This is a genomic window from Kitasatospora sp. NPDC005748 (assembly GCF_040630735.1).
In the GTDB taxonomy this organism is placed as follows: Bacteria; Actinomycetota; Actinomycetes; order Streptomycetales; family Streptomycetaceae; genus Kitasatospora.
Window position 1 is genome coordinate 149,038 of sequence record NZ_JBEXYD010000011.1, and the last position, 24,711, is coordinate 173,748.

Sequence of the window (24,711 nt, forward strand, 5' to 3'; positions counted from 1 at the left end):
GTCTCGCGAAGCGACCGCCGAGGGCGGCGGGGTGGGCGTATGAGCGAGCGCAGCGAGCGGATCATCGGGGGCGGCGCGTCTCGCGAAGCGACCGCCGAGGGCAGCGAGGTGGGCGCATGAGCGAGAACCGCACCAGGAACCTCCGCATCGGCGGCCTGACCGCGGCCGAACTCGCCGCCCAGCGCGAGGCGGAGCAGGACCGGCAGGGCCGGGTCATCACCTTCTACTCCTACAAGGGCGGCACCGGGCGCACCATGGCGCTCGCCAACACCGCCTGGATCCTGGCGGCCAACGGCTTCCGGGTGCTCACCGTGGACTGGGACCTGGAGGCGCCGGGCCTGGCCAAGTTCTTCCACCCGTTCCTCGACCCGGCGGTGCTGGCCGGCACCACCGGGATGATGGACCTGATCGCCGAGTACCGGGAGGAGGCGCTGCGGCCGGTCGAGCACGAGGAGGGCTGGCACCTCGACTTCGCCCGGGTGCACCCGCACGCGCTCTCGCTCTCCTGGCCGCTGTTCCCCGGCGGCGGGAGCCTGGACTTCCTCTCCGCCGGCCAGTTCAACCGGGACTACTCCGAGGCCGTCACCCACCTGGACTGGGACATCTTCTACGACCGCTTCGACGGCGGGCAGTTCTTCGACGCGCTCAAGGCCGACATGAGCAAGCGCTACGACTACGTACTGATCGACTCCCGTACCGGCCTGTCCGACATCGCCGAGATCTGCACCGTCCAGATGCCCGACGACCTGGTGGTCTGCTTCACCCTGAGCGACCAGTCCATCGACGGCGCCTCCCGGATCGCCCAGCACATCCACGACCGCTACCGCGAGCGCGGCATCCGGATCCTGCCGGTGCCGATGCGCATCGACGAGGGCGAGAAGGAGAAGGCGGACGCCGGCCGGGCGCTGGCCCGGATCCGCTTCGACGGCCTGCCGGCCGGTCTGTCCGGCGAGGAACTGGCCCACTACTGGGGCTCGGTGGAGATCCCGTACCGGCCGTTCTACGCCTACGAGGAGATCCTGGCGACCTTCGGTGACCAGGGCGGTACCCAGACCTCGATGCTGGCCGCCTGCGAACGGCTGACCGGCGAGATCACCAACGGCCGGGTCACCTCGCTGCCGACGGTCGACGAGGAGGTCCGGCTGCGCTACGTCGACGCCTTCACCCGGCGCCGCCCGTCCGTCCCGGCCGACCTCTACCTCTCCTACGTCCCCGAGGACCGGATGTGGGCGGACTGGATCGAGTCGGTGCTGACCCGGGCCGGCTTCCGGGTGCTGCCCCGGGACCTGAGCGCCGGCTCCGACCCGCGCCAGGAGACCGAGCGCGGCATCGACGCCGCCTACCGCACGGTCGCCGTGCTCTCGCCCGCCTACCAGCGCTCGCCGCAGGCCCGCGCGCTCTGGGAGTCGGTGGTCAGCTCCGATCCGTCCGGTACCCGGCGCCAGCTCGTCCCGGTCCGGGTCGGCGACGTCCGGCTCACCGCGCCGTTCAGCAACCGCAACCCGGTCGACCTGGTCGGACGGGACGAGACGCAGTCCGTGCAGACGCTGCTGCGCGCCCTCGGCCGGGCCGACGTGCCGCTCGCCGAGACCACCGGGACGGGCCCGCGCTTCCCCGGCAGCAAGCCGCAGGTCTGGGACGTGCCGCCGCGCAACCCCTCCTTCACCGGGCGGGCCGCCGTCCTGGAGCAGCTGCGCAACCAGCTGCGCGGCGGGATGGCCGCCGTGCTGCCCACCCCGCAGACGCTGTACGGGCTCGGCGGCGTCGGCAAGACCCAGGTGGCGCTGGAGTACGCGCACCGCTTCATGTCCGACTACGACCTGGTCTGGTGGATCGACGCGGAACAGACCGAGCTGGTCGCCCCGGCGCTGGCCGACCTGGCCCGCCGGCTGGGTCTGCGGGTCGGCGACTCGGTGACCGAGGCCGCCGAGGCGGCCCGGGAGGCGCTGCGCCGCGGGGTGCCCACCTCGCGCTGGCTGCTGATCTTCGACAACGCCGACGAACCCGCCGAGATCCGCCGGTTCTTCCCCGGCGGCTCCGGCCACATCCTGGTCACCTCCCGCAACCAGGCCTGGTCCGGGCACGCGGAGGCGCTGGAGGTCGACGTCTTCACCCGCGGCGAGAGCGTCGAGCACCTCTGCCGCCGCGCCCGCGGGCTCTCCCGCTCGGACGCCGACCGGGTGGCCGAGGCGGTCGGAGACCTGCCGCTGGCCGTCGAGGTCGCCGCCGCCTGGCTGGACACCACCGGCACGCCGGTGGACACCTACGTCATCCAGCTGCAGGCCGAGGCGGCCCGCGCGCTGGCGGGTGCCCGTCCGGCCGACTACCCGACGCCGGTCGGCGCGACCTGGAACGTCTCGATCGGCCGGCTGCGCACGCAGTCCCCGGCGGCGGTCCGGCTGCTCCAGCTCTGCGCGTTCTTCGCGCCGGAGCCGATCTCGATGAACCTGTTCTACAGCGACCAGATGATCCGCGCGCTGGTGCAGTACGACGCCGACCTCAGCGACAAGTTCATGCTGGGCAAGGTGATCCAGGCGATCGGCCGGTACGCGCTCGCCAAGGTCGACGCCGGCACCAACAGCTTCCAGGTGCACCGGCTGGTCCAGGCGGTGATCCGGGCCGAGATGACCGAGGACGAGCAGGAGGTCGCCGTCCACGAGGTGCACCGCATCCTCACCGGCGCCCGGCCCGTCCTCGGGGACACCGACGACCCGGCGAACTGGCCGGCCTTCGACGAGATCTGGCCGCACCTGTCGCCCTCCAGGGCGCACAACTGCGACGAGGCGGACACCCGGCAGCTGCTCATCGACCGCGTCCGCTACCTCTGGAAGCGCGGCGAGCTGGACCGCGCCCGGGACCTCGGCCACGCGCTGGACGCGGAGTGGACCGGCAAGCTCGGCGAGGACGACCGGCAGACCCTGCTGCTGCGCTTCCAGCTCGCCAACGTGCTCCGCTCGCAGGGCAACTACGCCGACGCGCTGGCGCTGGACGAGTCCACCCTGGAGCGCCAGCGGGCCCTGCTCGGCGAGCACCACCCCTACACCCTGATGACCGCGGGCTCGCTCGGCGCCGACCGCCGGGCCCTCGGCCGGTTCCAGGAGGCGCTCGACCTGGACCGCGAGATCCTGGACCAGTTCCGGGAGCTGTTCGGCGACGACAACCCGCGCACCCTCTCGATGGCGAACAACCTGGCCATCGACTACCGGCTGGTCGGCGACAGCGAGGCCGCCCGCGAACTCGACCAGGAGACCCTGGACCGGCGCACCGCGGTGCTCGGCCCGCGCCACCCCTACACCCTCTCCACCAAGTCCAACCTCGCCCGGGACCTGCGCGAACTCGGCGACTACCGGGGCTCGGTGGAGCTGCTCCAGGAGGTCACCAACGACCTCGGCGACGTGCTGGACCCGGACCTCCCGGAGAACCTGCGCAACGCCAAGTCGCTGGCCGTCTCGCTGCGCCGGACCGGTCAGCTGGCCGAGGCCCGGCGGATCACCAAGGAGACCTACGAGCGCTACCTGGAGCGGTACGGCGCCGACGCGCCCGACGCGCTGGCCTGCGCGCTCAACCTGGCCGCCGACCACAGCGCCTCCGGCGACAAGGAGGCCGCCCGCGACCTCTGCACCACCGTGTACGAGGGCCACCGCCGGCTGTTCGGCGAGGAGCACCCGTTCACCCTGGCCTGCGCCAACAACCTCGGCATCTACCTGCGGGGCAGCGGCGACGTCCCGGGGGCCATCGAGCGCGGCCGGGACACCGTGGACGGGCTCACCCGCTCGGTCGGCCCGGAGCACCCGTACACCCTCAACGCGATGATCAACCTGGCCAACGCCCACGGGGACGCCGGCCAGGTCGGACTCGCCGAGGAGCTGGGCCGCCGCGCCTACGCCGGACTGTGCGAGCGCTACACGCCCCGCCACCCGGACGCGGTGGCCTGCGAGGCCAACCTGGCCGTCACCCTGCGGGCCGCCGGCCGGCACGGCCAGGCCGCCGACCTGCGCGCCCGGGCGATCGCCGAGCTGATCCGCCAGTTCGGCGAGGAACACCCCAACACCGTCGCGGCCCGCGGCTGGAAGCGGATCAACCGGGACCTGGAACCGCAGCCGGTGTGACCAGAGCGCTGCTCGCTCATAAGCCCCGGAGCGTATGCTTCGGGCCCTATGAGCGAGCAGCCCCCGCCCCCGGTCCTGGTCACCCGACGCCTCGCTCCCGGGGTGATCGAGCGGCTCACCGCACGGCACACCGTGACGTGGCACGACTCGGACCTGCCGATGGCCCGCGAAGAGCTGCTGGCCGCCGTCCGCGGCCGGTCGGCGGTGATCACCACGCTGGACGACGTGGTGGACGGCGCCTTCCTGGACGCGGCCGGGCCGGGCCTGCGGATCGTCGCCAACCACGCGGTCGGCCACCACAACGTCGACCTCGCCGCCTGCGCCGAGCGGGGCGTCGCGGTCAGCAACACCCCCGGGGTGCTCACCGCCGCCACCGCCGACATGGCCTGGGCGCTGCTGCTGGCCGCCACCCGCCGGCTCGGCGAGGGCGAGCGGCTGCTGCGGTCCGGCCGGCCGTGGGCCTGGGCGCCGAACTTCCTGCTCGGCCTGGAGCTGGCCGGTACCCCGCTGGGTGTCCTCGGCATGGGCCGGATCGGGCAGGCGGTGGCCCGCCGGGCCCGCGCGTTCGACATGCCGGTCGGCTACCACAACCGCCGCGAACTGCCCCCGGAGCAGGCCGAGGGCGCCGAGTGGCTGCCGCTGGAGGAACTGCTGGCGCGGTCCACCGTGCTGGTGGTCACCTGCCCGCTCGGCCCCGCCACCCGGCACCTGCTGGACGGCCGGCGGCTGGCGCTGCTGCCGCCCGGCGCGGTGGTGGTCTCGATGACCGCCGGGGTGGTGGACGAGGAGGCGCTGGCCGCCGCGCTGGAGTCGGGCGCGCTGTTCGCCGCGGCGGTGGACAACTTCGAGCGCGAGCCGGCGGTGCCCGCCGCGCTGCTCGCCCAGGAGCGGGCGGTGCTGGCCCCGCACCTGGGCAGCGCGACCGTGCGGACCAGGCAGGCGATGGGCGGCCTGGCGGTGGAGAACGTGCTGGCGGTGCTGGCGGGCGGCGAACCGGTCACCCCGGTCGGGGTCTGAACGGCTCCGGTCTCCCGCGGGCTCCCGGGGCGCCGGGAGGCCGCGTCAGGGCCTGAGCGGGCCGCCCGGCGGCCGGCCGGCCGAGGGCAGCCCCGAGGAGGGCAGCCCGGTGGAGGGCAGCCCGGTGGAGGTCTGGCCCGCCGCCCAGGCCAGCGCGGCGGTCATCACCCGGAAGGCGCCGAAGTGCGCGGCGCCGGGCTCCAGGAAGAGCGAGGCGCCGGGGATGTGGTCGCCCAGCCAGCGCGAGTGGTCGACCGGCGAGAACTGGTCGTCGGCGCCGTGCCAGAGCCAGGTGGGCACGGTGATGTCCTCCACCTTGAAGCCCCAGTCGGCGGTGAACGCCAGCACGTCGTCGATCCAGCCGTCCGCGCCGTGCCGGAAGGCCTCGCGGTAGTTGCTCTGCAGCATCCGGCGCAGCCCGGTGTCGGCGACCACCTCGCGGTCGGTGGGCGGCAGTTCCGGCCGCAGACCCCGCAGCAGCCGGCCCGGGTCGGCCCGGATCTGCTCGGAGCGGAACCGCATGGTGTCGGCCATCCGGTTGTGCCCGCGCTCGGCCTCCCGGTACGCCCGCACGTTGGAGGGGGTCATCCCGCCGTACCAGTCCAGGCCGGTCGCGTTCCTGGGAGCGAGGCCGACCAGGACGGCCACCCGGCTGACCCGCTCGGCCAGCAGCGCCGCGCAGGCCAGCGCGTGCGGTCCGCCGCCGGAGCGGCCGAGCACCGCGAACCGGCTGAGCCCGAGGGAGTCCGCGATGGTCCGCACGTCGGCGGCGGCCGCGCTCACCCGGCGGCCGCGCAGCCGGGTGGAGTCCCCGTACCCGGGCCGGTCGTAGGAGATCAGCCGGACCCCCAGCCGGTAGAGCACGGTGCTGCGGGGGTGCGGGCCGACCCGGCTGCCGGGCATGCCGTGCATCAGGAACACCGGCCGGCCGCGCGGGTCGCCCACGGTCTCGACGGCGAGGGCACGGCCGTCGGCCGCCTTGACCATCCGTAATGACACGCGCGGCCTCCTCAGGCTCCGGTCCGGGCTCCGCTCGGGGCCCCTGTCAGTGGTCCCGGTCGGTCGTCCCGCGCACCTCGCGGCGGGCCTGCCAGGTGGTGTGCTCCCGGGACACCGCGTCCTCGGCGTCGCGGGCCAGCCGGGCCCAGATCTCCTCCGCGTCGGCCGAGGCGACGTCCAGCCCGGCCAGCTGGCGGCGGATCAGCTCCAGTTCGTCGGCGGCCAGGCGGTAGGCGGCGGCCAGCGGCCGGTACTGGCGCAGCTGGGCCCAGGCGGTGACCGAGGCGGCCACCGCGGAGACCGTGCCGAGCGCGTCGTAGCGGAACCAGCCCATCGCCCGCAGGACGGCCAGCACCAGGCCGAGCAGCGGCAGCACCACGCCCAGCACGCCGGTCCAGAAGCCGGCCCGGGCGCAGTAGCGGGCCTTGGCGCGGTACCAGCCGTGCTGCACCTGGATCCGCTGCCGCAGGTACACCTCGCGGCGCACCGCCAGCGGCTGGCCGCGCAGGCCGCGCATCGCCTCGGTGACCCCGGTGCCGTCGCCGCCGTCCGGGTCGGCGCCCCCGGCGGCCGGGCCGAGAGCGCCGCTGCCCCGGAAGGCGTTCAGCACCCGGCCGAGCTGGAACCGGTACAGGCCCTCGGCGTCCGGCAGGCTGCGCGGCGGCGGCTGGTACGCGTCGGCCCGGACGGCGAACTTCCAGGCGAGCGTCTTCACCGACTCGGCAGCGGCCCGGCCCTCGTACCAGAGGCCCTGCGGGTTCTGCCGGCTGATCACCAGGGCGAGGACGATCGCGCCGAGGTAGGCGACGGCGGCCGGCCAGGCCCAGGGCTCGCCGTCGGCCGAGCCCGCCGCGGCGGCGGCCACCAGCAGCGCCAGCTCCCAGGCGGAGAGCAGGACCGACCGCCGCTGGCCCCGCAGCGAGGCGGTGTCGGCGACCCGGAACAGCTCGGGCAGCAGGTCCTCCTCGCGCGCCCACCCCATCGGATCCGCACCCGACGCCATCCTCGGCCCCCACCCGTCGCTCCGGTCGCACCGTCCTCCTGCCCAGCCCGCCCGCCCGGCACGCCCGGCCGGGGCCGGGCCCGGCCGCATTGGCCGGGATGCCGCCGGAGGTTGTCCCATATCGTGAGGGTCCGGGGCGGCCGGGCCGGGCGGCTCAGTAGGTGTAGAAGATCCGCTCCGCGTTGTCGGCCATCTGCTTGGCGTTCCACTCGGTGCCGCCGGGCACGTTGCCGGAGCGGAACAGCGGCGGGGCGGCGCCGTCGCCGGCGGCCGCCGCGTCGGCCAGCCGGCCGACCGCCGAGGCGACCACGGCCTGCATCAGCGCGCTGGTGACGATGGTGGAGACCGGGCCGAAGGTGGTCTCGGCCGCCGGGTGGGTCAGCTCGCCGTCCCCGACCGCGATCTTGTTGTCCAGCACGACGTCGCAGTGGTCCTTCAGATAGGTGCCCGACGGGTGCGCCGACGGGACCTCGGCCGGGTACGCCAGCGAGGTCACCCCCACCACCTTCAGGCCGCGGGACCGGGCGTACTGGGCCAGCTCGACCGGCATCACCTGGCGGCCGGAGAGCGAGATGACGAACAGCAGGTCCCCGGCGGTGGCGGGGGTGAGGTCCAGGGTGGTGGTGGCCAGCCCGGAGACCCGCTCCAGCGCGCTGGCCAGCGGGGCCGGCATCACCGTCACCCCGGCCATCCCGGGGACGTCCAGCAGGTTGACCGGGACGAGTCCGCCGGCCCGGTAGACCACGTCCTGGGCGGCCAGCGAGGAGTGGCCGGAGCCGAAGGTGAAGATCCGGCGCCCCTCGCGGACCGCCCCGGCGAGCAGCTCGGCGGCCGCCTCGATGGTCCCGGCCTCCTCGGCGCGGACCCGCCGCAGGTGCTCGATCGCGGCGTCGAAGTACCGGCCGACCAGGTCGCTCATCTGTTGCCTTCGCTCTCTGCCGGTGGGGGCCGCCGGCCGGGTGGGACGGCCCGCCGACCGGGCCGCCGATGGAGAAAGCTACGGCGAGCACGGTGCTGCCTCACCGGTGCCGCTGTCAACAGGAACGAAAACCCGCCCCCGGAGCCCCTGCGCGGGCCCGGTTGCCTGCCCGGTACGTCAGAATTGGCGATGAGGACACCGAGGAACGGAGCCAGCGGCGATGTCTGGGCTGATCGACACCACTGAGATGTACCTTCGCACCATCCTGGAACTGGAGGAGGAGGGCATCACCCCGATGCGCGCCCGGATCGCCGAGCGCCTGGAGCAGAGCGGCCCCACGGTCAGCCAGACGGTCGGGCGAATGGAGCGGGACGGGCTGCTGCAGGTCGCGGGCGACCGCCACCTCGAACTCACCGAGGAGGGGCGCCGGCTCGCGGTGCGGGTGATGCGCAAGCACCGCATCGCCGAGTGCCTGCTGGTCGACGTGATCGGGCTGGAGTGGGAACAGGTGCACGAGGAGGCCTGTCGCTGGGAGCACGTGATGAGCGAGACGGTCGAGCGCAAGGTGCTCGCCATGCTCGGCCACCCCACCCAGTCCCCGTACGGGAACCCGATCCCCGGGCTGGACGAGCTGGGGGACGCCAAGGCCGAGGGCGAGGGCTTCGACGCCGCGCTCGTGCCGCTGGACTCGGTGCGGCCGGGTGACGGCGGCGCCGACGTGGTGGTCCGCCGGATCGGCGAGCCGATCCAGACCGACGGCGAGCTGATGCGCACGCTGCGCCGGGCCGGGATCCGGCCGGGCTCCACGGTTCGGGTCTCCGCCGGGGTCGGCGGGGTGCTGGTGGGCACCGGCGACAACGCGGCCGAGCTGGGCAAGGAGATCGCGGCGCACGTCTTCGTCGCGCAGCCCTGACCACGGCGCGGTGCGCGGCCGTGACGGCCTCGCCGGCCGTGCGACGCGAAGCGATGAGCAGGGCCCGGTGCTCCCGAAGCACCGGGCCCTGCTCGCCCTCCCCGTCCCTCCCGCTCCCGCGGCACCGGCCTCCCCGAACCCGGCCGGTGCCACGGCCCCTCCCGCTCCCCTCCTGTTCCCTCCCGCTCCCCTCCCGGTTCCCCTCCGCTCCCTCCCGACCGCCTCACCCGGCTTCCCCGTCCGAGCGACCCTTCCGGCGTCCCCTCACGGTGGAATTCCTCCCCTCGGCAGATCATGGCAATCCTTGAGCGTTGTCACTCGTACGAGGGGCTTTCGCCGTTGACCAGCGGGTACATCGAAGCCTTATCCGCACATGCGTCTGACGGGCCCCGCCTCCGGTGGGGGGCAAGGCCCGTCAGTCGGGCGCGGGGTGTCGCGCATCGCACGCCCTCACCCGATAGGCGTAGGGCGGCTGTCCACGGGGGGTGAATCATTCGGCCGATCACCGGCCCGATCACCGGCCCGTCCCGGCCCGGGCGCGGGTCCGGGCGGTCGGCGGGCCTCAGCGCACCGCCGCCGGCTGGGCCGGCCGGGGGCGGACCGAGGGCGCCTCGCGGCCGCACGCGTACGCCAGCGGGCTGATCAGCTCCGCGGCGTCGGGCAGCCAGCGGTTCAGCGCGGACGGCGAGCGGGCCCACTGCGCGAAGCCGCTCGGACCGACCCGGGACGGCGGGGCCACCGTCCAGTCGCCCTCGCCGCGGGCCACCAGGTCCAGCCGGCCCGGCGGCCAGCCGAGCCGGCGCAGCATCTCCGGCAGCTTGGCCGCCACCCCGGGCAGTACCAGGAAGTGCAGCCGCCGCCCGTCCCGGCCGGGCGCGGCCGGGACGGCCACCACCGGGCCGAGCTGGAGGTCCATCCGCTCCATCCGGGCCAGCGCGAGACAGCCGGCCACCTCCGGCACGTCCAGGACGTCGAACGACCGGCCGGTGGGCAGCAGGATCGAGGCGTCGGGGCGCTCGGTCCACCAGCGCCGCACCGCACCCGGACCGGCGCTCGCCTTGCGGGCCCAGTCCGCGTCGATCGGGTGCGCACCGGGCAGCGGGCAGCGGCCGTCGCCGCAGGAGCAGCGGGCCGGCCCGTCGCCGTCGATCAGCCAGGCTCCCGGGGCGACCTCCCAGTGGCGGTTCTCGGCATAGCTGACGGCTTCGATGAGCAGCGGAGGGAGGCCGGCGTTGCCGCCCTGGTCGGGGGAGTCTGGGATGTCTTCCACGCGCTGCTCAACTACCGTGCGTGAGGCTGGTTACGGCCCGGCGCGAGCGGGTCTGCCCGGCGGCACCGATTGTCACCCGAACCGGTGAGGCAACCGAGTTGGGGCGGGCGACGGTGGGCGCAGTGGGGGCGCACGGGAGCATTTACCAGGGCGCGTGGGGGGTGGGGATCGTCACCGTGGGTATCCCGGTGGCGTTGCTGATCGCTAACCTGGTGTCAGATTCCTTGGACGGTCGGACAGTCGGCAACAGATCAGCAGAATCGTCGCCCGCCGGCCGGGACCGGAGGGTGTGGGGAGGCGAAGCCAATGGCCGCGAGACCACTTGTCGCACGACAGCCCAACGAGCGTCTGCAGCAGCTGATCCAGGAGGCCAGCTGCTCGAACGCCGGCCTGGCGCGGAGGGTCAACCTCTGCGGGGCCGAACACGGCCTGGACCTGCGGTACGACAAGACCTCCGTCGCGCGCTGGCTCCGTGGCCAGCAGCCGCGCGGGCAGGCGCCGGCGGTGATCGCCGAAGCGCTCGGGCGCAAGCTCGGCCGGGGCGTGTCGGTCGAGGAGATCGGCATGGCCGACGGCAAGAACCTCAGCTCCGGGATCGGACTGCAGTTCGCGCCGACGCTCAACGCCGCGCTGGAGCAGGTCTGCGAGCTCTGGCGCAGCGACGTCGGCCGGCGGGACTTCCTGACCGGGGCGACGGTGGCGGCCTCCGCCCTGGTCGAACCCAGCCGGGACTGGCTGATCACCCCGCCCGACCCGGTGGTGGCGCGTACCGGCGGCCCGCGAGTCGGTCCGACGGACGTCGCCGCCATCAAGGCGACCACGGCGATGCTGGTCGACCTGGACCACCGGTTCGGCAGCGGGCACGTCCGCCCGGTGGTCGTCCACTACCTCAACAGCGTGGTCTCCGGCCTGCTCGGCGGCGCCTACCGGGAGGAGACCGGGCGGCAACTCTTCGCGGCGGTCGCCCGGTTGACGGAGCTGGCCGGCTACATGGCGGTGGACACCGGGCAGCCGGGGCTGGCCCAGCGCTACTACATCCAGGCCCTGCGCCTCGCCCAGGCGGCCGACGACCGCGGCTACGGCGGGTACGTGCTGGCTGCCTCGATGAGCCACCTGGCGGCGACGCTCGGCAACCCGCGGGAGATCGCCCAACTCGCCCGCGCCGCACAGGAGGGCGCCCGTTCGGTGGCCACTCCGACGGCGATGGCGATGTTCTACGCGGCCGAGGCCCGCGGCCACGCCCTGCTCGGCGACGCCCGCTCCTGCGAGGCGGTGGCCGCCAAGGCGCTGGAGGCGATGGAGCGGCGCCGTCCGGAGGACGACCCGGACTGGATCGTCCACTTCGACGACGCCTACCTGGCGGACGAGCTGGCCCACTGCCACCGGGACTTGGAGCAGGCCGGCCAGGCCGAGCACTACGCCCGCCGGGCGCTCGACCTGCACCCGCCGACCAGGGTGCGGCGCCGCGCGGTGGACCTGGTGCTGCTGGCCACGGCCCAGTTGCAGCAGCGGGACCTGGAGCGCGCCTGCGAGACGGGCGCGCAGGCGGTCCGGCTGCTGAGCGGGCTGCGGTCCAACCGGGGCGTCGAGTACCTGGACGAGTTCCGGCGGCGGCTGGAGCCGTACCGGGAGCAGCGGGTGGTCCGCGAGTTCCAGGCGCGGGCCGAGGCGGAGGCCGCCTGACCGGGGTGGGGAGCGGCGCGTGAGGGGCCGGTGAGGGATGGACCGCCCACGTGGTCACCCGGTTCGGTGAACCGGTAGCGTGGGCGCGACGTCCAAGGAACTGTGATGCCCCCAAGAACCGACGAGATGTGGTCCGCCGTCAGCGCGCGGTCGTGCACAGGTGAGGAATCGCGTTGAGCCAGCGCCGCTCGTACCCCAACTCGGGTGACTTCAACCTGGACGATCTCTTCCGTCCCGAGCCGAGTCAGCCCCCGGGGCCGGACGCCCAGGGCCAGCTGCCGCCCCCGATGCCCGGCCAGCAGCCGCCGGCCGGGCTCCAGGGGCAGCAGCAGCCGCCCGGACAGCCCTCCGGGCAGCCGGAGTACCTCGGCGGCGGTGGGCACGGGCTGCCGGCCCAGGGCGCCTCGTGGGGCGGCCAGCCGTTGCCCGCCCAGGGCGCCCCGTGGAACGGCGCTCCGCAGGCCGCCCAGGCGCCGGAGACGCAGTACCTGCCGCCCTACCCCTCGGGGGACCCGCAGGCGGTCGGCTACCCGGCGCGGCCCGGGCACCAGCAGCCCGCCCCGGGCTATCCGCAGCAGCCGGACCACGGCTACCCGGCCTACCAGCAGGCCCCGCCGGAGTACCCGGCCCCGCAGCAGGGGTACCCCGGGCAGGACTTCCCGACCCAGGCCGGCAACCGCGGCGGCGGGCGGTCGTCCGGCAAGCTGATCATCGGCGGGGTGGTGGCCGGCTGCGTGGCCGCCGGCCTCCTGGTCGTCGTGCTGATGAACGGGGACGACGACACGGCGGACCCGGGGAAGAAGGCCGCCCCGGCGGCCACCGGCAGCAGCACGGCCGGCAGCCCGCCGCCCGCGAGCGGTTCGGGGGCTGCCGTCAGCCCCGAGGTCAAGGCCCAGGCCCAGCCCCTCTCCGACCTGCTGGGCACCGCCAACGACAGCCGCCAGGCGGTGATCGGCGCGGTCGCCGCGGTGCAGAAGTGCGACAAGCTCCCCGAGTCCCAGCAGGCCCTGACCGAGGCCGCGGGCAAGCGCCGGGAGCTGCAGACCAAGCTCGCCGCGCTCAAGACGGACAAGCTGCCCGGCGGCCCGCAGCTGGTCGAGCAGCTCAACGCGGCCTGGCAGGCCTCGGCGACCGCGGACGACGAGTACGCGGCCTGGGCCGCCGACGCGCAGAGCGCCTGCGACCCCAAGAAGATCGACAACCAGCACTACAAGAACGCGGTCCAGGCCAGCGGGACCGCCACCCTCGCGAAGAAGCAGGCCTCCGGCCTGTGGAACACCATCGCCGGCCAGACCGGCCTGCCGACCCGCGGCGACGGCGACCTCTGACGGCGGCGGCCTCTGACGGCGACGGGGCCCGCGTCGGCGGGGCCCGCCCGGACATGCGGCGGGCCGGACCGGGTGACCGGTCCGGCCCCGCCGCGGGCCCCGTCGAGGCCGGTCAGGCCGGCGGCCGGCTCCCGGTGAGCACCCAGCGGACGTCCACGAAACCCGGCTGCTGCAGGGCCAGCCGGCCGCCCTTGACCACCTGGTACGTCACCCAGGTGTTGACCAGCCGGGGCGACTCGGTGCTGGCCAGCATGTTGGTGGTGCCCCAGTTCAGCGGCGGGGTGAGCCCGACGTCGATCTGCTCGCCGCCGTCCAGCAGGGCGGTCACGGTCTTGGCGGTGAGCGGGCGGCCGGCGGCGGAGAGCCGGTCGGCGACCTGCCGGAAGACCTCGTAGGCGACCCAGGTGGTCTGCACCCCGGGGTCGGAGACGTCCACGCTGCGGCCGCCGGCGGAGTCGCCGGACACCACCGAGCGCAGCGCGTCCCAGACCTTGGCCGACTCCGGCGGGTACCAGCTGGTGACGAACGCGCCGGCCAGCGGGCCGCTGTCGCCGCCGGTGGAGTCGACCACCGACTGCTGGACGCTGCCGATCACCGAGGCGACCCGGGTGTTCCTGGGGCCCAGCCGACGGTAGGAGTCCAGCAGGTTGCCGGTCGGCTCGGCGGCGAGCGCGGAGGTGATGCAGTTCCCCGGCTCGTCCTTGCCGATCGCCTTGCGGACGACCGGCGCGTAGTCGCTGGACTGCTCGGGCGCCTTGACGTCCAGCAGCTTGATCCCGGCCGGCTTCAGCGCGTTGGCCAGGTAGCCGAGCAGGTTGTCGCCGGCCGGGGTGTCCGGCCGGACCAGCGCGACGGCCTTGCAGCCGGCCTCCACCAGCTGCCGGCCGCTGCCGCCGATCAGCGCCGGCAGACCGCCGCCCACCGGGTAGGAGAGCGGGCTGCTGAACTCGGGCTGGGAGAGCCCGTACCCGCCGATCAGCGGGATGCCGGCGCGCTCCAGGACGGGCATGAAGCTGTCCCCGTACTGGCTGTAGGAGCCGAGCACGGCGACCGCCTTGGCGTCCACGGCCTGCTGCGCGCAGGCCGCGGCCCCGTCGGCGGTGTTGTGCTCGTTGCAGGTCAGGACCCGCAGCGGGCGGCCGTTCAGACCGCCCTTGGCGTTGAGGTCGCGGCCGATGGCCTCGGCGAGGGCCGTCATGCCGGGCCGGTCCGCGGTGCCGGTGCCGGACGGGGCCCAGGTCATCACGGTCAGTTCGCCCTTGCCGGTGGCGGCGTCGGCCGGTCCGCCGCACGCGGAGGCCGAGAAGAGGGTGGGGAGCAGCGCCACGGTGATGGCGGCTGCGGCGATCGGGCGGCGGTTGCGCCGTGCCACGATCGGGTTCTGAGCCTGGGACGAGCCCTTGAGGCCGGTCATCGGTCTTCCCTCCCGGGGCGCTTCTGCTGCGTACCGGCCCAGCCAAGCCCGGGCGTCGCAAGCAGAGAGGGCCGAAAAGCGAATGAACGGCAAACGCCGACGGAACTCCGGGTGGGGACGCGTGTAGATGGGGAGTGGAGCACGAACCGTCGGGGAACGTACGATCGCTGTCCATGTCCGCCAGCTCAGATTCTTCGTATCGGTCTTCCCGAAACCCTTCTCGTCCGGGCCACCGCTCCAGCACGATGGGCGGCATGCCGCTCAACGACCTGCCCTGGTGGCGCTGGCGAGCCCGACTGCGCTCGGCGCTGCACATGCTGTCCGACCCCGGGTTCCAGCAGGAGACCTGGCTCTCCGGCCGGGAGGGCTTCGGGGACGTGACCGACGCCGTCTACCGGCTGGTCGAGGACACCTGGCTGGACCGCTGGTCCGCCGAGAAGTACGTCGGCACGATCTTCCGGGACTCGGCCGAGGCGGCGGTGGTGGACGTCGCGGTGCTGCGGGTGGTCCGGATCCTGCACCAGGTCGGCGCGGACGCCCCGGCCTCCGCCTACCTGGGGCACCACGGCTGGCCGGAGGCGGTCCGGGCGGCCCGGGAGGCCCACGTCAAGCTTGCGGTCAACGACGGCGAGGACCCGGACGCCCCGCCGCGTTCGCTGGACGTGCTGCGCATCCTGACCTCGTCCTGAGCCCGTCCTGAGCCCGTTCCGGGCGCTTCGGCGCGGACCCGCGCCGGCGGCCCGGGTCCCGGCCTGCCCGCCGGTGGGCCGGAGCGTCCCGCAGTGCGGGCAGCGGAACGGTCGCTGTCCAGGATGTGACACGCTGGACCATTCACCACCGGCACGACCTCAGGACGGGATATCCCCACCGTGGAACAGCAGACGGCCAGCGCCCAGTACGTCCTCACGCTGTCCTGCCCCGACAAGCAGGGCATCGTTCACGCGGTCTCCAGCTACCTCTTCATGACCGGCTGCAACATCATCGACAGCCAGCAGTTCGGGGACGGGGACAGCGGACTGTTCTTCATGCGGGTGCACTTCACCGCGGCCGAGCCGGTGAGCGTGGACAAGCTGCGGGCCAGCTTCGCCGCGATCGGCGCGTCGTTCGGGATGGAGTGGCAGATCCACCCGACCGAGGAGCGGATGCGGATCGTCCTGATGGTCAGCAAGTTCGGGCACTGCCTGAACGACCTGCTGTTCCGCACCCGGATCGGCGCGCTGCCGGTGGAGATCGCCGCGGTGGTCTCCAACCACACCGACTTCCGCGACCTCACCGAGGGCTACGGGATCCCGTTCCACCACATCCCGGTCACCCGGGACAACAAGGCCGCGGCCGAGCAGGAACTGCTGGACTTGGTGGCCAAGGAGAACGTCGAGCTGGTCGTGCTGGCCCGCTACATGCAGGTGCTCTCGGACGAGCTCTGCACCGCGCTGTCCGGCAAGGTGATCAACATCCACCACTCCTTCCTGCCGAGCTTCAAGGGCGCCAAGCCCTACCACCAGGCCCACACCCGGGGTGTGAAGCTGATCGGCGCCACCGCGCACTACGTCACCGCCGACCTCGACGAGGGCCCGATCATCGAGCAGGAGGTGGCCCGGGTGACCCACGACATCACCCCGGACCAGCTGGTCGCGCTCGGCCGGGACGTCGAGTGCCAGGCGCTGGCGCGCGCGGTGAAGTGGCACAGCGAGCACCGGGTGCTGCTCAACGGCACCCGCACGGTGGTCTTCACCTAGAGTCCGCCCGGGTCTGCCGGCGCCGCTCGCCCGCGTCCCGTCCGCCCGCGTCCCGCCCGGCTATGGGCGGGACAGCAGCGGCGCCGCCCGGAGCACCTCGCGGATCGCCGCCCGGTCGCCGTGCTCGCCGACCGGCACCCGGTCCGGGTCGCGGTGCGCGGCGGCCAGCTGGCAGAACTCCAGCCCGTCCAGGACCATCGCGGCCACCGGCTCACCGCCGGGCGGTCCGCACTCCGGGCCGTCCAGCGGTATCAGCCACTCGCCGGCGGCCGGTCCGTCGATGACCAGCCGGATCTGCCGGCCGGTCCGGGCGGTGCCGTCGGGCGGTCCGCCCGCGGGGGTCCCGGCGTGCTCGGGCCGGGAGGCCCGCAGGCCCGCCAGCGCGGCCGGGAGCATCCGTACGGCCAGGTCGACCATCTGCCGCAGGTGCTGCGGCGCCGGTGGGGCGTACGGGTAGGCGACCGCGCGGGCCACGTCCTCGCCGTGCACGTAGCACTCGAAGGCCCGGTCGACGAAGGCGTCGCGCAGCGGGACGGTCACGAAGCCGAAGTCCACCGGGGTGTTGCCCTGCGGGGCCAGGGCAGCGGTGCGGACCAGCTCGTGGCAGTGCCGGCGCCACCGGGCCCGGACCCGCTGCGGGGGCTGCCCGGCCTGCTCGGCGGTCAGCCGGGCGGTGCGCCCGGTGATCCCGGCCCACGGCGGGCCGCTCTGCCGGGGCACCCGGGGGAGCGGGGGAGCCGCGTCCTGCGGCGGCACCCGGCGGTCGGCCGTCGCCGCGCCGCCGCCCGGGACGGGGTCGGGCAGCCCGAGGGCGAGTGCCACGTAGCCGTCCACCGCGGCGAGATGGCAGAGCACCTCGGCCGGGCGCAGGTACTCGGTACCGCCGTGCCAGGGGAGTTCGGCGACCTCCTGCCACTCCTCCGGGCCGAGGTCGCGCAGCAGTGCGTCGAGCTTGGCGGTCTCCGCGGTGTAGGGAACGCCCCAGGCGGGGACGGGCAGTTCGGCCGGCCGCCGGGTCAGGCACCAGTCGAGGACCTGCTGGCGCAGCGAGGCGGGCTGGTCGAGCGGCTCGTCGGCGGAGAGCCAGCCGGCCGCGTCCCGGAGCCGGGCGGCCTCCTCGGCGCAGCCCGGGCAGCCGCGCAGGTGCTGCTCCAACTCGGCGGCCTCGCGCCGCGGGCAGGCACCCAGGGCCCAGGCGCCGAGCAGCGAGCGCAGGGCCTCGTGCTGCTCCTCGGTGATGGTCACGTGCCCCCGCCCTCGTTCCCGTGGCGCGGTCCGTCGTGCCGGCGCCCGTCGTGCCGCTGTCCGTCGTCGTGCCGGCCTTCGTCGTGCCGGCCTTCGTGGGGCTGTCCTTCGTGGTGCCGATCGCCGTGCCGCTGCCCCGGTCCCTCGTGCGGCGCGGTGCCCTGCCGCGGCCCGCCGTCGCACCCGTCGTGCCGCCGGCAGTCGGGCGGGCCCGGCTGCCGCTGATGGGCGCGCTCCTCGGCGAGTTCGGTGGCCAGCAGCTCCAGGCCGAGCCGCATCCGCTGCTTGGCGGTCTGCTCGGTGATGCCGAGCCGGCGGGCCGTCTCCTGGTAGGTGCGGCCGTCGTAGTACGACACCTCGATGGTCTCACGCAGGCTCTGCGGGAGGGAGTCGACCACGTACTGGACGCGGGCGGCGGTGGCCACGGCCCGGATCTCCTCCTCGACGGGCCCGCCCGGCGCGCCGGTGCCGTCCGCGCCCTCGACGCCCAGCGGGGCCTCGGCGGCCCGCCGGACCCGCAGGCGGTCGACGGCGCGGCTGTGCGTCAGGGCGCCGAGCCAGGAACGGAGCGAGCCCTGGGCGGGGTCGAAGGCCTCGGGGTGCTCCCAGACGTGGGCGAATATCTCGCGGGTCAGCTGGGTGGCGGCGGCCTGGTCGGCCAGTATCCGCCCGGCCAGTCCGTGCACCATCGGCGCGAGCTGGTCGTACAGTTCGCCCAGCGCCGTCTCCTCGCCGCGGGCGAGGCGCCGTTGGAGCTGTTCGTCCCAGCGCGGGGCGCTGCCGGGGGTGGCCATCGGTAACCACCCTCCTACCGTGGGGTTCGCTGCCGTGCCCAACGGTATCCTGCGGCCTTCCGGGAGCGGGCGGATTCGGTACCGGAGGGGCCGCCCGGTTTCGGATCGTCACATCGTGGGATCTGCCGCGGCTCCCGCTGTTCGAAGGCCGTTGGACATATGTCGCACGGGTGGTTCGCGAGTGGCGGGCGGCGCGCCCGGGGTGTCCGGCGGTAGGTTCGCCACTGCATGTCCGGCCGGTCGGCCCGGGCCGGACGATCGCCGGTACGAGGCTCGCCAGAGTGAACGGGACAGTATGCACTGCCCTGTCCCCCGATCGTTGGAATATGCCCGAAGCGCTTGCTGCGGTCCGCCCGTCGAACCATCCTGAGGCGTATTCGTGTCGCAGCCGGAGCGCGACGGACGAGATGGCGCGGGCGCGACGTACCGGATGTGAACGTACGGCGGCCCGGCCTGCGGCGGCCCGGCGGGAGCCGGGACCAGCCGGCTGGACGATCCGGCCCGATCGAGACGATGGCCGAACTGCGAGTGCGGGTGGTGGAGCGGTGCAGGTTCTTCAGGTACAGCTTGCGGTGCGGGCGGACCCCGCGGAGGTCGGCCGGGCCCGCCGCTGGGTGCGCTCGCGGCTGCTCAACCACGGGGTGGACCCGGACGCTCAGATCGCCGAGACGGTCGTCCTGGTGGTCTCCGAACTGGTGACCAACGCCGTGGTGCACACCGGCTGTCCGGCCGTCCTTCGGCTCTGCTTCCCCGTCGACGACTCCCCGGCCGGGAGCGGTACTTCGGCGGCCGGCGGCTGCCCGCCGGCCGGCGGGCCGGTGGACGGGACGGGCTGCGGCGGCGCGGCGCGCGAGACGGCCGCGATCGGCCCGCTCCGGGTCGAGGTCGCCGACGCCAGCCAGGCCGCGCCGGCTCCCCGGCACGCGGGGCCGGACGCCGACGCCACCAACGGGCGGGGCCTGGAGCTGGTCGAACTGCTCTGCGACCGCTGGGGCTGGTATCCGGACGGTTCGGGCAAGCGCGTCTGGTGCGAGATCGGCGCCGGCGCGCCGCCGGTGGACCCGCTGACCGCCGTGGACTGGGCCGCACTGGCCCAGTGAGGCCCGACGATCAACGGGCCGAAACCTGACGCAACCATTCCGAATTTCGGACAACCCATTGACGTGACGTATCCGACTGATCACTCTGGGAGCAGCTCTCCGTTGCGAGGGGACGCCGAGGGAACACCCGAACGCCGCTGCGGTGCTGCTGTCCAGGGGGATCATGTCAGCAGGGGGGCCGTGGTACGCCGATCGCGCGGTGGCTCCTTGGCGAGTGCGGTGGGCTTTGCGCGGGTTCAGGGCCCGTGCTTCACGATCGGATGGCGGCGGGCCGTGCCGTGCTCGGGGTGCGTGCGGCCCGCCGCCGTCCGATCCGTGCGTTCCGCAGGGCCGGTTCCGGTCATTCGCCGCCGACTTGCCGCCGCTGAGCGGCCCGCGGGGGTGGCGCACCGTCAGTGCGACCGCTCCACCGACCGGAAGGTGCGCCGGTAGGCGCTCGGCGCGACGTCCAGCCGCCCGCGCAGCCGCAGCCGCAGCGAGGCCGCCGTCCCGAAGCCGGACTCCCGGGCCACCTGGTCGATCGTCATGTCGGTGCTCTCCAGCAACTGGCGGGCGCGCTCGGCGCGCTGGACCGTCAGCCACTGGCCCGGGCTGCTGCCCGTCTCCTCGCGGAACCGCCGCGTGAAGCTCCGCACGCTCATGCCCGCCCGGTCGGCGAGCAGGCGCAGCGGGAGCGGCTGGTCCAGGTGCTCCAGCGCCCAGGCGCGGACCGCCGCGGCGCCGGGGCCGGCGTCGACGGCCGGGCGGGGGAGTTCGACGTACTGCTTCTGGCCGCCCTCGCGCCAGGGCGGCACCAGGCAGGTGCGGGCCACCGCGTTGGCCACCGCGCTGCCGTGGTCGCGGCGCACGATGTGCAGGCAGAGGTCGATGCCGGCCGCCACCCCGCCCGAGGTGAGGACGTCCCCGTCGTCGGTGAACAGGACGTCCGGATCGAGCCGGACCTTCGGGTACAGGGCGGCGAAGAGCTCGGTGTAGCGCCAGTGGGTAGTGGCCGGGCGGCCGTCCAGCAGTCCGGCGGCCGCCAGGACGAACGAGCCGGTGCAGATCGACACCAGCCGGGTGCCGGGCCGGATCCTGGCCAGCGCGGCGACCAGGGCGGGATCGAGCCGGGCGTCGACCTCCCGGGGTCCCTGGTCCGCGGAGGCCGGGATCACCACGGTGTCCGCCCACTCCAGGAGTTCGGGCCCGTGGTCGACGGCGATCCGGAAGTCCGTGCTGGTGGGGACCGGCCGGCCGTCCACGGTGCAGGTGGCCACCTGGTAGTGCGGCACGCCGTCGGCGTCCTTGGCCGACTCGAAGATCCTTGCGGGGATGCCCAGTTCGAAGGCGATCACCCTGTCGAGTGCCAGTACCGCGATCCTGTGCGCCATCGCGCCCGCCCTTCCGTTCCCCGCCGGCGCCCGCCGCCTGTCGCCCGGGCCGGCGACCAGCGTACGCCGAACCGCTGGCCCGATCTTTGCGAAAGCTGGCAGTCAGGCCACTCGTGGTCGTTCGGGCCGTTCGGGAGACTCGGCCGGGTGAACGAACGCCACACCCCCACCCCGGGCCCGACCGCCGCGCCGGCCCGCCCCGAGGCACCGGCCCCCGCACCGGACCTCGCCCCCTCCGGGCCCCCGCGGCCGGGCCGCACCGGCCGCCCCCGGCCGCACTACGCCTGGGTGGTCGCCGCGGTCTCGCTGCTGGTGCTGCTCGGATCGGCCGGCTTCCGCTCCACGCCCAGCCTGATGATGGACGCGCTGCACAACGAGTTCGGCTGGTCGATGGGGACGATATCCAGCGCCACCTCGGTCAACCTCGCGCTCTACGGCCTCACCGCCCCCTTCGCCGCCGCGCTGATGGACCGCTTCGGCGTCCGGCTGGTGGTGGTCTGCGCGCTGCTGACCATCTCGGTCGGCGCCGGGCTCACCATGCTGATGCGCGAGCCCTGGCAACTGATCCTCTGCTGGGGCGTGTTGGTGGGCCTCGGCAGCGGCTCGATGGCCGGCGCGTTCGCCACCACCGTCACCGGCCGCTGGTTCCGGGCCCGCCAGGGCCTGGTCACCGGTGTGCTCACGGCCGCCGGCGCGGCCGGCAACCTGGTCTTCCTGCCGGTCGGCGCCTGGCTGGTGGAAGAGCACGGCTGGCGTTCGGCGGTCGTCGTCGTCTCGCTGGCGGCCAGCGCGGTCGCCGTCCCGGTGCTGCTGCTGATGCGCGAGCGCCCCGCCGACCTCGGCCTGCTCCCGTACGGCGCGACCGAGGAGCCGCCCCCGCCGGTGGCGGACAACCGGGCGCTGGCCCGCTCGCTGCGGGTGCTCCGGGACGCCTCCCGCAGCCGGGCGTTCTGGCTGCTGGCCGGCTCCTTCGCGATCTGCGGCGCGACGACGGCGGGGCTGGTCGGCACCCACTTCATCCCCGCCGCGCACGACCACGGCCTGCCGGTCACCACGGCGGCGAGCCTGCTGGCCCTGATCGGGATCTTCGACGTGATCGGCACCATCGCCAGCGGCTGGTTCACCGACCGCTTCGACTCCCGGCTGCTGCTGGTCGTCTACTACGCGCTGCGCGGGTTCTCGCTGTTCCTGCTGCCGCAGCTGTTCGCGGGTTCGCTGGAGCCGCCGATCCTGGCCTTCGTGATCTTCTACGGCCTGGACTGGGTGGCCACCGTCCCGCCGACCGTCGCGCTCTGCCGACGGCACTTCGGCGACGACGCGCCGATCGTCTTCGGCTGGGTGCTCGCCTGCCACCAGCTCGGCGCGGCCGCGGTGGCCGGGCTGGCCGGCCTCGCCCGGGACGCGCTCGGCACCTACGACCTCGCCTGGTACGCGGCCGGCGGGCTCTGCGCGGTCGCCGTGCTGCTCTGCCTGGCCCTGCGGGCGGACCGGCCGGGGGCGGGGGCGCCCGCGCCGAGCCTGTCGTGAGCGGACACTAGGCTCACCGTCATGACGCTCGCCTTCACCCTCGACCCCGAGCCCGGTCCGGACCTGCGCGCCGACATCGTCCGGCTCTGGACCGACGTCACCAACGCCGGCGGCGCGGTCGGCTTCGTGGCGCCGGTGACGGAGGACGAGGTCTGGAAGACCGCCGACCCGCACTTCGCCGGCCTCGCGCCCGCCGGGCCGGACCGGCTGCTGATCGCCCACGAGCGGGAGAGCGGCCGGCTGGCCGCCCTGCTCTTCCTCGACTCCATGCGGTTCGGCCTGATGGACCACTGGCGGCTGCTCAAGCGCGTCATGGTGCACCCCGACTTCCAGGGCCGCGGCTACGGCGCCGAGCTGATGGCCGAGGCCGAGCGGGTGGCCCGGGCCTGGGGGCTGGAGGGACTGCGGCTGACCCTGCGCGGCGGTCTCGGGCTGGAGGCCTTCTACGCCCGCTGCGGCTACACCGAGGTCGGCCGGGTCCCCGCCGCGATCCGGGTGGCCCCCGGGGACGACCGCGACGACGTCACGATGTGGCTGGACCTGCGCTGACGGACGGCCGCGCGGGGGCCGGGCGACCCGTGCCCCGCGCGGCGCGTCGGGCATGCTTCACTGGGATACCGGTCCGGTCCCCGCGCAGAGAAGGATGTGTCCCCCGTGAGCAGCAAGGTGAGCGACAAGTCCCACGCCACGCTCCGTTACACCTCCATGCGGGTCAGCATCTTCCTCGGCTGCCTGCTGGTCGCCCTGCTGCTGGGCCACTTCCAGGTCATCCCGGTCAAGGGGCAGACCGGCGCGATCTTCCTGTTCCTGGTGGCCGCCGTGGTCTCGGCGCCGCTCAGCTACGTGCTGCTGAGCCGGCAGCGCGACGCGATGTCGGCCCAGATCTCCGGCAGGGTCGACGGCCTCCGCAGCCGGACGGCCGCGCGGATCGCCGACCAGAACGCCGAGGAGGACGCGGCCGACGACGCCGCGCGCGCGACCGCCCTGCAGGGCTGATCCGCGTCACCGCCGTGCCCGCCCCCGACCCCGAGCCGCCGGCCGACCTCGAGCCGCCGGCCGAACCGGTGTCCGAGCCGTTGAGCGGGCCGCTCTCCGAGCCGCTGCCCGGGCCCGCCGCGCCGCAGGGCGGGAGCGTCAGCGGCACCTGGCCGGCTCCGGTCCGCAAGCCCACCGGGCGGGACGTGGCACGGCTCGCCGGGGTCTCGCAGGCCACCGTCTCGCTGGTGTTCTCCGGCCCCGAGGCGGGCCGCCGGGTCTCCGACGCCACCCGGGAACGCGTCCGGGAGGCGGCCCGCAGCCTCGGCTACCGCCCGCAGGCGGCCGGCCGGCAACTGCGGCTCGGCCGCAGCGGCATGATCCTGCTGGCCGTGCCGAACATCCTCGGCCCGTTCTTCGGCCGGGTGCTGGAGGGCGTCCACGAGGAGGCCGGCCGGCACGGCCTGGCCGTCGTGGTCAGCTCCGGCTGGGGGAGCGCCACCCTCGCCGACGCGGCCACCACCAGCCGGTTCGACGGCCTGCTGATCTGCTCCCCGGACGACAGCCAGCTCGGTGCGCTGCCCGCCGACACCCCCGCGGTCTTCCTGGACGCCGACCCCGGCACCGACCGGGCCCGGCCGACCGTCGAGCTGGACGTGGCCGGCGGCATGCGCGCCGCCGTCGAACACCTGGCCGGGCTGGGCCACCGGCGGATCGGCCGGCTGCGCTCCACCCACGCCGCGTACACCTTCCGGGTCCGCCAGGCCGCCTTCGAGCAGGCCGCCGCGGAACTCGGCCTGGACGTGGTCGAGCTGGGCGTCAGCCTCAACGAGGGCCAGCCCGCCGCCCGCGGCGCCGCCCGCCGGATGCTGGCGGGCCCCGACCGCCCGCACGCGGTGATCTGCGACGACGACGTGGTGGCCTCCGGGGTCTACCAGGCGGCCGCCGAACTCGGTCTGCGGGTGCCCGCGGACCTCTCGGTGGTCGGCATCGACAACATCCCGGTGGCCGAGCTGCTCACCCCGCCGCTCACCACCGTGGACCTGCCCGGCGAGGAGCTGGGCCGGGCAGGGGTCGCGGCCCTCGCGGACCTGCTCCGCGGCGAGCCGGTCGCGCCGGTGCCGCCGCTGGCGACCTCGCTGGTGCTGCGCTCCTCGACCGCGACCGGGACCGCCGCGACCGGGACCGCCGCGACCGGGACCGGCCGTTCGGCTTAGGGCACGTATTCGGTCGTGATCAATGGGTTCGAGTGAGGTCCTTGATCCAGATCATCGCGCCACGGAGGTGGAGGCCGGCGAGGTAGCTTTCC

The 24,711-nt window shown here is 74.6% G+C and carries 20 protein-coding genes; 12 read left to right on the forward strand and 8 right to left on the reverse strand.

The annotated features are described in order from the left end of the window. The first annotated feature begins 254 nt into the window (after positions 1-254). Entirely contained in the window at positions 255-4,109 is a 3,855-nt protein-coding gene (fxsT, locus tag ABZ495_RS12060; RefSeq protein ID WP_359835573.1) for an FxSxx-COOH system tetratricopeptide repeat protein, read from the forward strand. Between the two features lie 48 nt (positions 4,110-4,157). Next, positions 4,158-5,126: a D-glycerate dehydrogenase gene (locus tag ABZ495_RS12065; RefSeq protein WP_359835559.1), complete on the forward strand. Its 969-nt coding sequence runs from the start codon at positions 4,158-4,160 to the stop codon at positions 5,124-5,126. A 45-nt stretch (positions 5,127-5,171) separates the two neighbouring features. On the opposite strand, the gene ABZ495_RS12070 is transcribed toward ABZ495_RS12065, so the two are convergent. The 3 genes from ABZ495_RS12070 to ABZ495_RS12080 all read right to left on the reverse strand — a co-directional run bounded on the left by ABZ495_RS12070 (position 5,172) and on the right by ABZ495_RS12080 (position 8,047). Continuing rightward, positions 5,172-6,113: an alpha/beta hydrolase gene (locus ABZ495_RS12070; protein ID WP_359835575.1), complete on the reverse strand. Its 942-nt coding sequence runs from the start codon at positions 6,111-6,113 to the stop codon at positions 5,172-5,174. A gap of 58 nt (positions 6,114-6,171) precedes the next feature. Further along, complete coding sequence (locus ABZ495_RS12075) at positions 6,172-7,107, reverse strand: DUF4231 domain-containing protein (RefSeq protein ID WP_359835561.1); 936 nt, start codon at positions 7,105-7,107, stop codon at positions 6,172-6,174. Positions 7,108-7,282: 175 nt separating this feature from the next. Continuing rightward, on the reverse strand, positions 7,283-8,047 hold the full coding sequence (locus ABZ495_RS12080; RefSeq protein ID WP_359803788.1) for an SIS domain-containing protein: 765 nt from the start codon (positions 8,045-8,047) through the stop codon (positions 7,283-7,285). Between the two features lie 220 nt (positions 8,048-8,267). On the opposite strand from ABZ495_RS12080, the gene ABZ495_RS12085 reads away from it, so the two are divergent. Then, positions 8,268-8,960 carry a metal-dependent transcriptional regulator gene (locus ABZ495_RS12085; RefSeq protein ID WP_329489212.1) on the forward strand — a complete coding sequence of 231 codons (693 nt, stop codon included), beginning with the start codon at positions 8,268-8,270 and terminating at the stop codon, positions 8,958-8,960. 562 nt (positions 8,961-9,522) lie between these two features. On the opposite strand, the gene ABZ495_RS12090 is transcribed toward ABZ495_RS12085, so the two are convergent. Further along, a complete protein-coding gene (locus ABZ495_RS12090) occupies positions 9,523-10,221 on the reverse strand; it encodes a bifunctional DNA primase/polymerase (protein WP_359835577.1) in 699 nt (232 codons plus the stop codon). A 315-nt stretch (positions 10,222-10,536) separates the two neighbouring features. Between ABZ495_RS12090 and ABZ495_RS12095 the strand changes: the two genes are divergently transcribed. Beyond that, positions 10,537-11,913, forward strand: coding sequence for a transcriptional regulator (locus ABZ495_RS12095; protein WP_329489213.1), 1,377 nt, complete (start codon positions 10,537-10,539; stop codon positions 11,911-11,913). Positions 11,914-12,086: 173 nt separating this feature from the next. Beyond that, on the forward strand, positions 12,087-13,241 hold the full coding sequence (locus tag ABZ495_RS12100; RefSeq protein WP_359835563.1) for a hypothetical protein: 1,155 nt from the start codon (positions 12,087-12,089) through the stop codon (positions 13,239-13,241). A 112-nt stretch (positions 13,242-13,353) separates the two neighbouring features. Here the strand turns inward: ABZ495_RS12100 and ABZ495_RS12105 are convergent, their stop codons facing one another. After that, positions 13,354-14,655: an ABC transporter substrate-binding protein gene (locus ABZ495_RS12105; RefSeq protein WP_359803786.1), complete on the reverse strand. Its 1,302-nt coding sequence runs from the start codon at positions 14,653-14,655 to the stop codon at positions 13,354-13,356. 173 nt (positions 14,656-14,828) lie between these two features. Between ABZ495_RS12105 and ABZ495_RS12110 the strand changes: the two genes are divergently transcribed. After that, positions 14,829-15,344: a hypothetical protein gene (locus ABZ495_RS12110; RefSeq protein ID WP_352291437.1), complete on the forward strand. Its 516-nt coding sequence runs from the start codon at positions 14,829-14,831 to the stop codon at positions 15,342-15,344. Positions 15,345-15,515: 171 nt separating this feature from the next. Further along, positions 15,516-16,391, forward strand: coding sequence for a formyltetrahydrofolate deformylase (purU, locus tag ABZ495_RS12115; RefSeq protein WP_359803863.1), 876 nt, complete (start codon positions 15,516-15,518; stop codon positions 16,389-16,391). Positions 16,392-16,451: 60 nt separating this feature from the next. On the opposite strand, the gene ABZ495_RS12120 is transcribed toward purU, so the two are convergent. Together ABZ495_RS12120 and ABZ495_RS12125 are read right to left on the reverse strand one after the other, a co-directional pair. Then, entirely contained in the window at positions 16,452-17,636 is a 1,185-nt protein-coding gene (locus tag ABZ495_RS12120; RefSeq protein WP_359835564.1) for a zf-HC2 domain-containing protein, read from the reverse strand. Next, positions 17,633-18,430 (reverse strand): sigma-70 family RNA polymerase sigma factor, encoded by a 798-nt coding sequence (locus ABZ495_RS12125; protein WP_359835566.1) that lies wholly within the window; start codon positions 18,428-18,430, stop codon positions 17,633-17,635. The genes ABZ495_RS12120 and ABZ495_RS12125 overlap by 4 nt, the downstream gene beginning before the upstream one ends. Positions 18,431-18,975: 545 nt before the next feature. On the opposite strand from ABZ495_RS12125, the gene ABZ495_RS12130 reads away from it, so the two are divergent. Beyond that, on the forward strand, positions 18,976-19,530 hold the full coding sequence (locus ABZ495_RS12130; RefSeq protein WP_359803782.1) for an ATP-binding protein: 555 nt from the start codon (positions 18,976-18,978) through the stop codon (positions 19,528-19,530). A gap of 392 nt (positions 19,531-19,922) precedes the next feature. Here ABZ495_RS12130 and ABZ495_RS12135 read toward each other — a convergent pair whose 3' ends face one another. Beyond that, positions 19,923-20,900, reverse strand: coding sequence for a helix-turn-helix domain-containing protein (locus tag ABZ495_RS12135; protein WP_329489220.1), 978 nt, complete (start codon positions 20,898-20,900; stop codon positions 19,923-19,925). Positions 20,901-21,047: 147 nt separating this feature from the next. Here ABZ495_RS12135 and ABZ495_RS12140 point away from each other — a divergent pair, with 147 nt between their 5' ends. From ABZ495_RS12140 to ABZ495_RS12155, 4 genes are all read left to right on the forward strand, one after another. After that, positions 21,048-22,427 (forward strand): MFS transporter, encoded by a 1,380-nt coding sequence (locus ABZ495_RS12140; protein WP_359803780.1) that lies wholly within the window; start codon positions 21,048-21,050, stop codon positions 22,425-22,427. A gap of 21 nt (positions 22,428-22,448) precedes the next feature. Continuing rightward, positions 22,449-22,976: a GNAT family N-acetyltransferase gene (locus ABZ495_RS12145; RefSeq protein ID WP_329489222.1), complete on the forward strand. Its 528-nt coding sequence runs from the start codon at positions 22,449-22,451 to the stop codon at positions 22,974-22,976. A gap of 105 nt (positions 22,977-23,081) precedes the next feature. Further along, complete coding sequence (locus tag ABZ495_RS12150; RefSeq protein ID WP_329489223.1) at positions 23,082-23,423, forward strand: DUF4229 domain-containing protein; 342 nt, start codon at positions 23,082-23,084, stop codon at positions 23,421-23,423. A 14-nt stretch (positions 23,424-23,437) separates the two neighbouring features. Next, entirely contained in the window at positions 23,438-24,619 is a 1,182-nt protein-coding gene (locus ABZ495_RS12155; protein WP_359835568.1) for a LacI family DNA-binding transcriptional regulator, read from the forward strand. Positions 24,620-24,711 lie beyond the last annotated feature (92 nt).

Coding starts and splice junctions, on each gene's coding strand:
- fxsT (WP_359835573.1), top strand. CDS start 255: ATGGCGCTCGCCAACACCGCCTGGATCCTGGCGGCCAACGGCTTCCGG.
- ABZ495_RS12065 (WP_359835559.1), top strand. CDS start 4,158: ATGAGCGAGCAGCCCCCGCCCCCGGTCCTGGTCACCCGACGCCTCGCT.
- ABZ495_RS12070 (WP_359835575.1), bottom strand. CDS start 6,113: ATGGTCAAGGCGGCCGACGGCCGTGCCCTCGCCGTCGAGACCGTGGGC.
- ABZ495_RS12075 (WP_359835561.1), bottom strand. CDS start 7,107: ATGGGGTGGGCGCGCGAGGAGGACCTGCTGCCCGAGCTGTTCCGGGTC.
- ABZ495_RS12080 (WP_359803788.1), bottom strand. CDS start 8,047: ATGAGCGACCTGGTCGGCCGGTACTTCGACGCCGCGATCGAGCACCTG.
- ABZ495_RS12085 (WP_329489212.1), top strand. CDS start 8,268: ATGTCTGGGCTGATCGACACCACTGAGATGTACCTTCGCACCATCCTG.
- ABZ495_RS12095 (WP_329489213.1), top strand. CDS start 10,537: ATGGCCGCGAGACCACTTGTCGCACGACAGCCCAACGAGCGTCTGCAG.
- ABZ495_RS12105 (WP_359803786.1), bottom strand. CDS start 14,655: ATGACCGGCCTCAAGGGCTCGTCCCAGGCTCAGAACCCGATCGTGGCA.
- ABZ495_RS12110 (WP_352291437.1), top strand. CDS start 14,829: ATGTCCGCCAGCTCAGATTCTTCGTATCGGTCTTCCCGAAACCCTTCT.
- ABZ495_RS12125 (WP_359835566.1), bottom strand. CDS start 18,430: ATGGCCACCCCCGGCAGCGCCCCGCGCTGGGACGAACAGCTCCAACGG.
- ABZ495_RS12135 (WP_329489220.1), bottom strand. CDS start 20,900: ATGGCGCACAGGATCGCGGTACTGGCACTCGACAGGGTGATCGCCTTC.
- ABZ495_RS12145 (WP_329489222.1), top strand. CDS start 22,449: ATGACGCTCGCCTTCACCCTCGACCCCGAGCCCGGTCCGGACCTGCGC.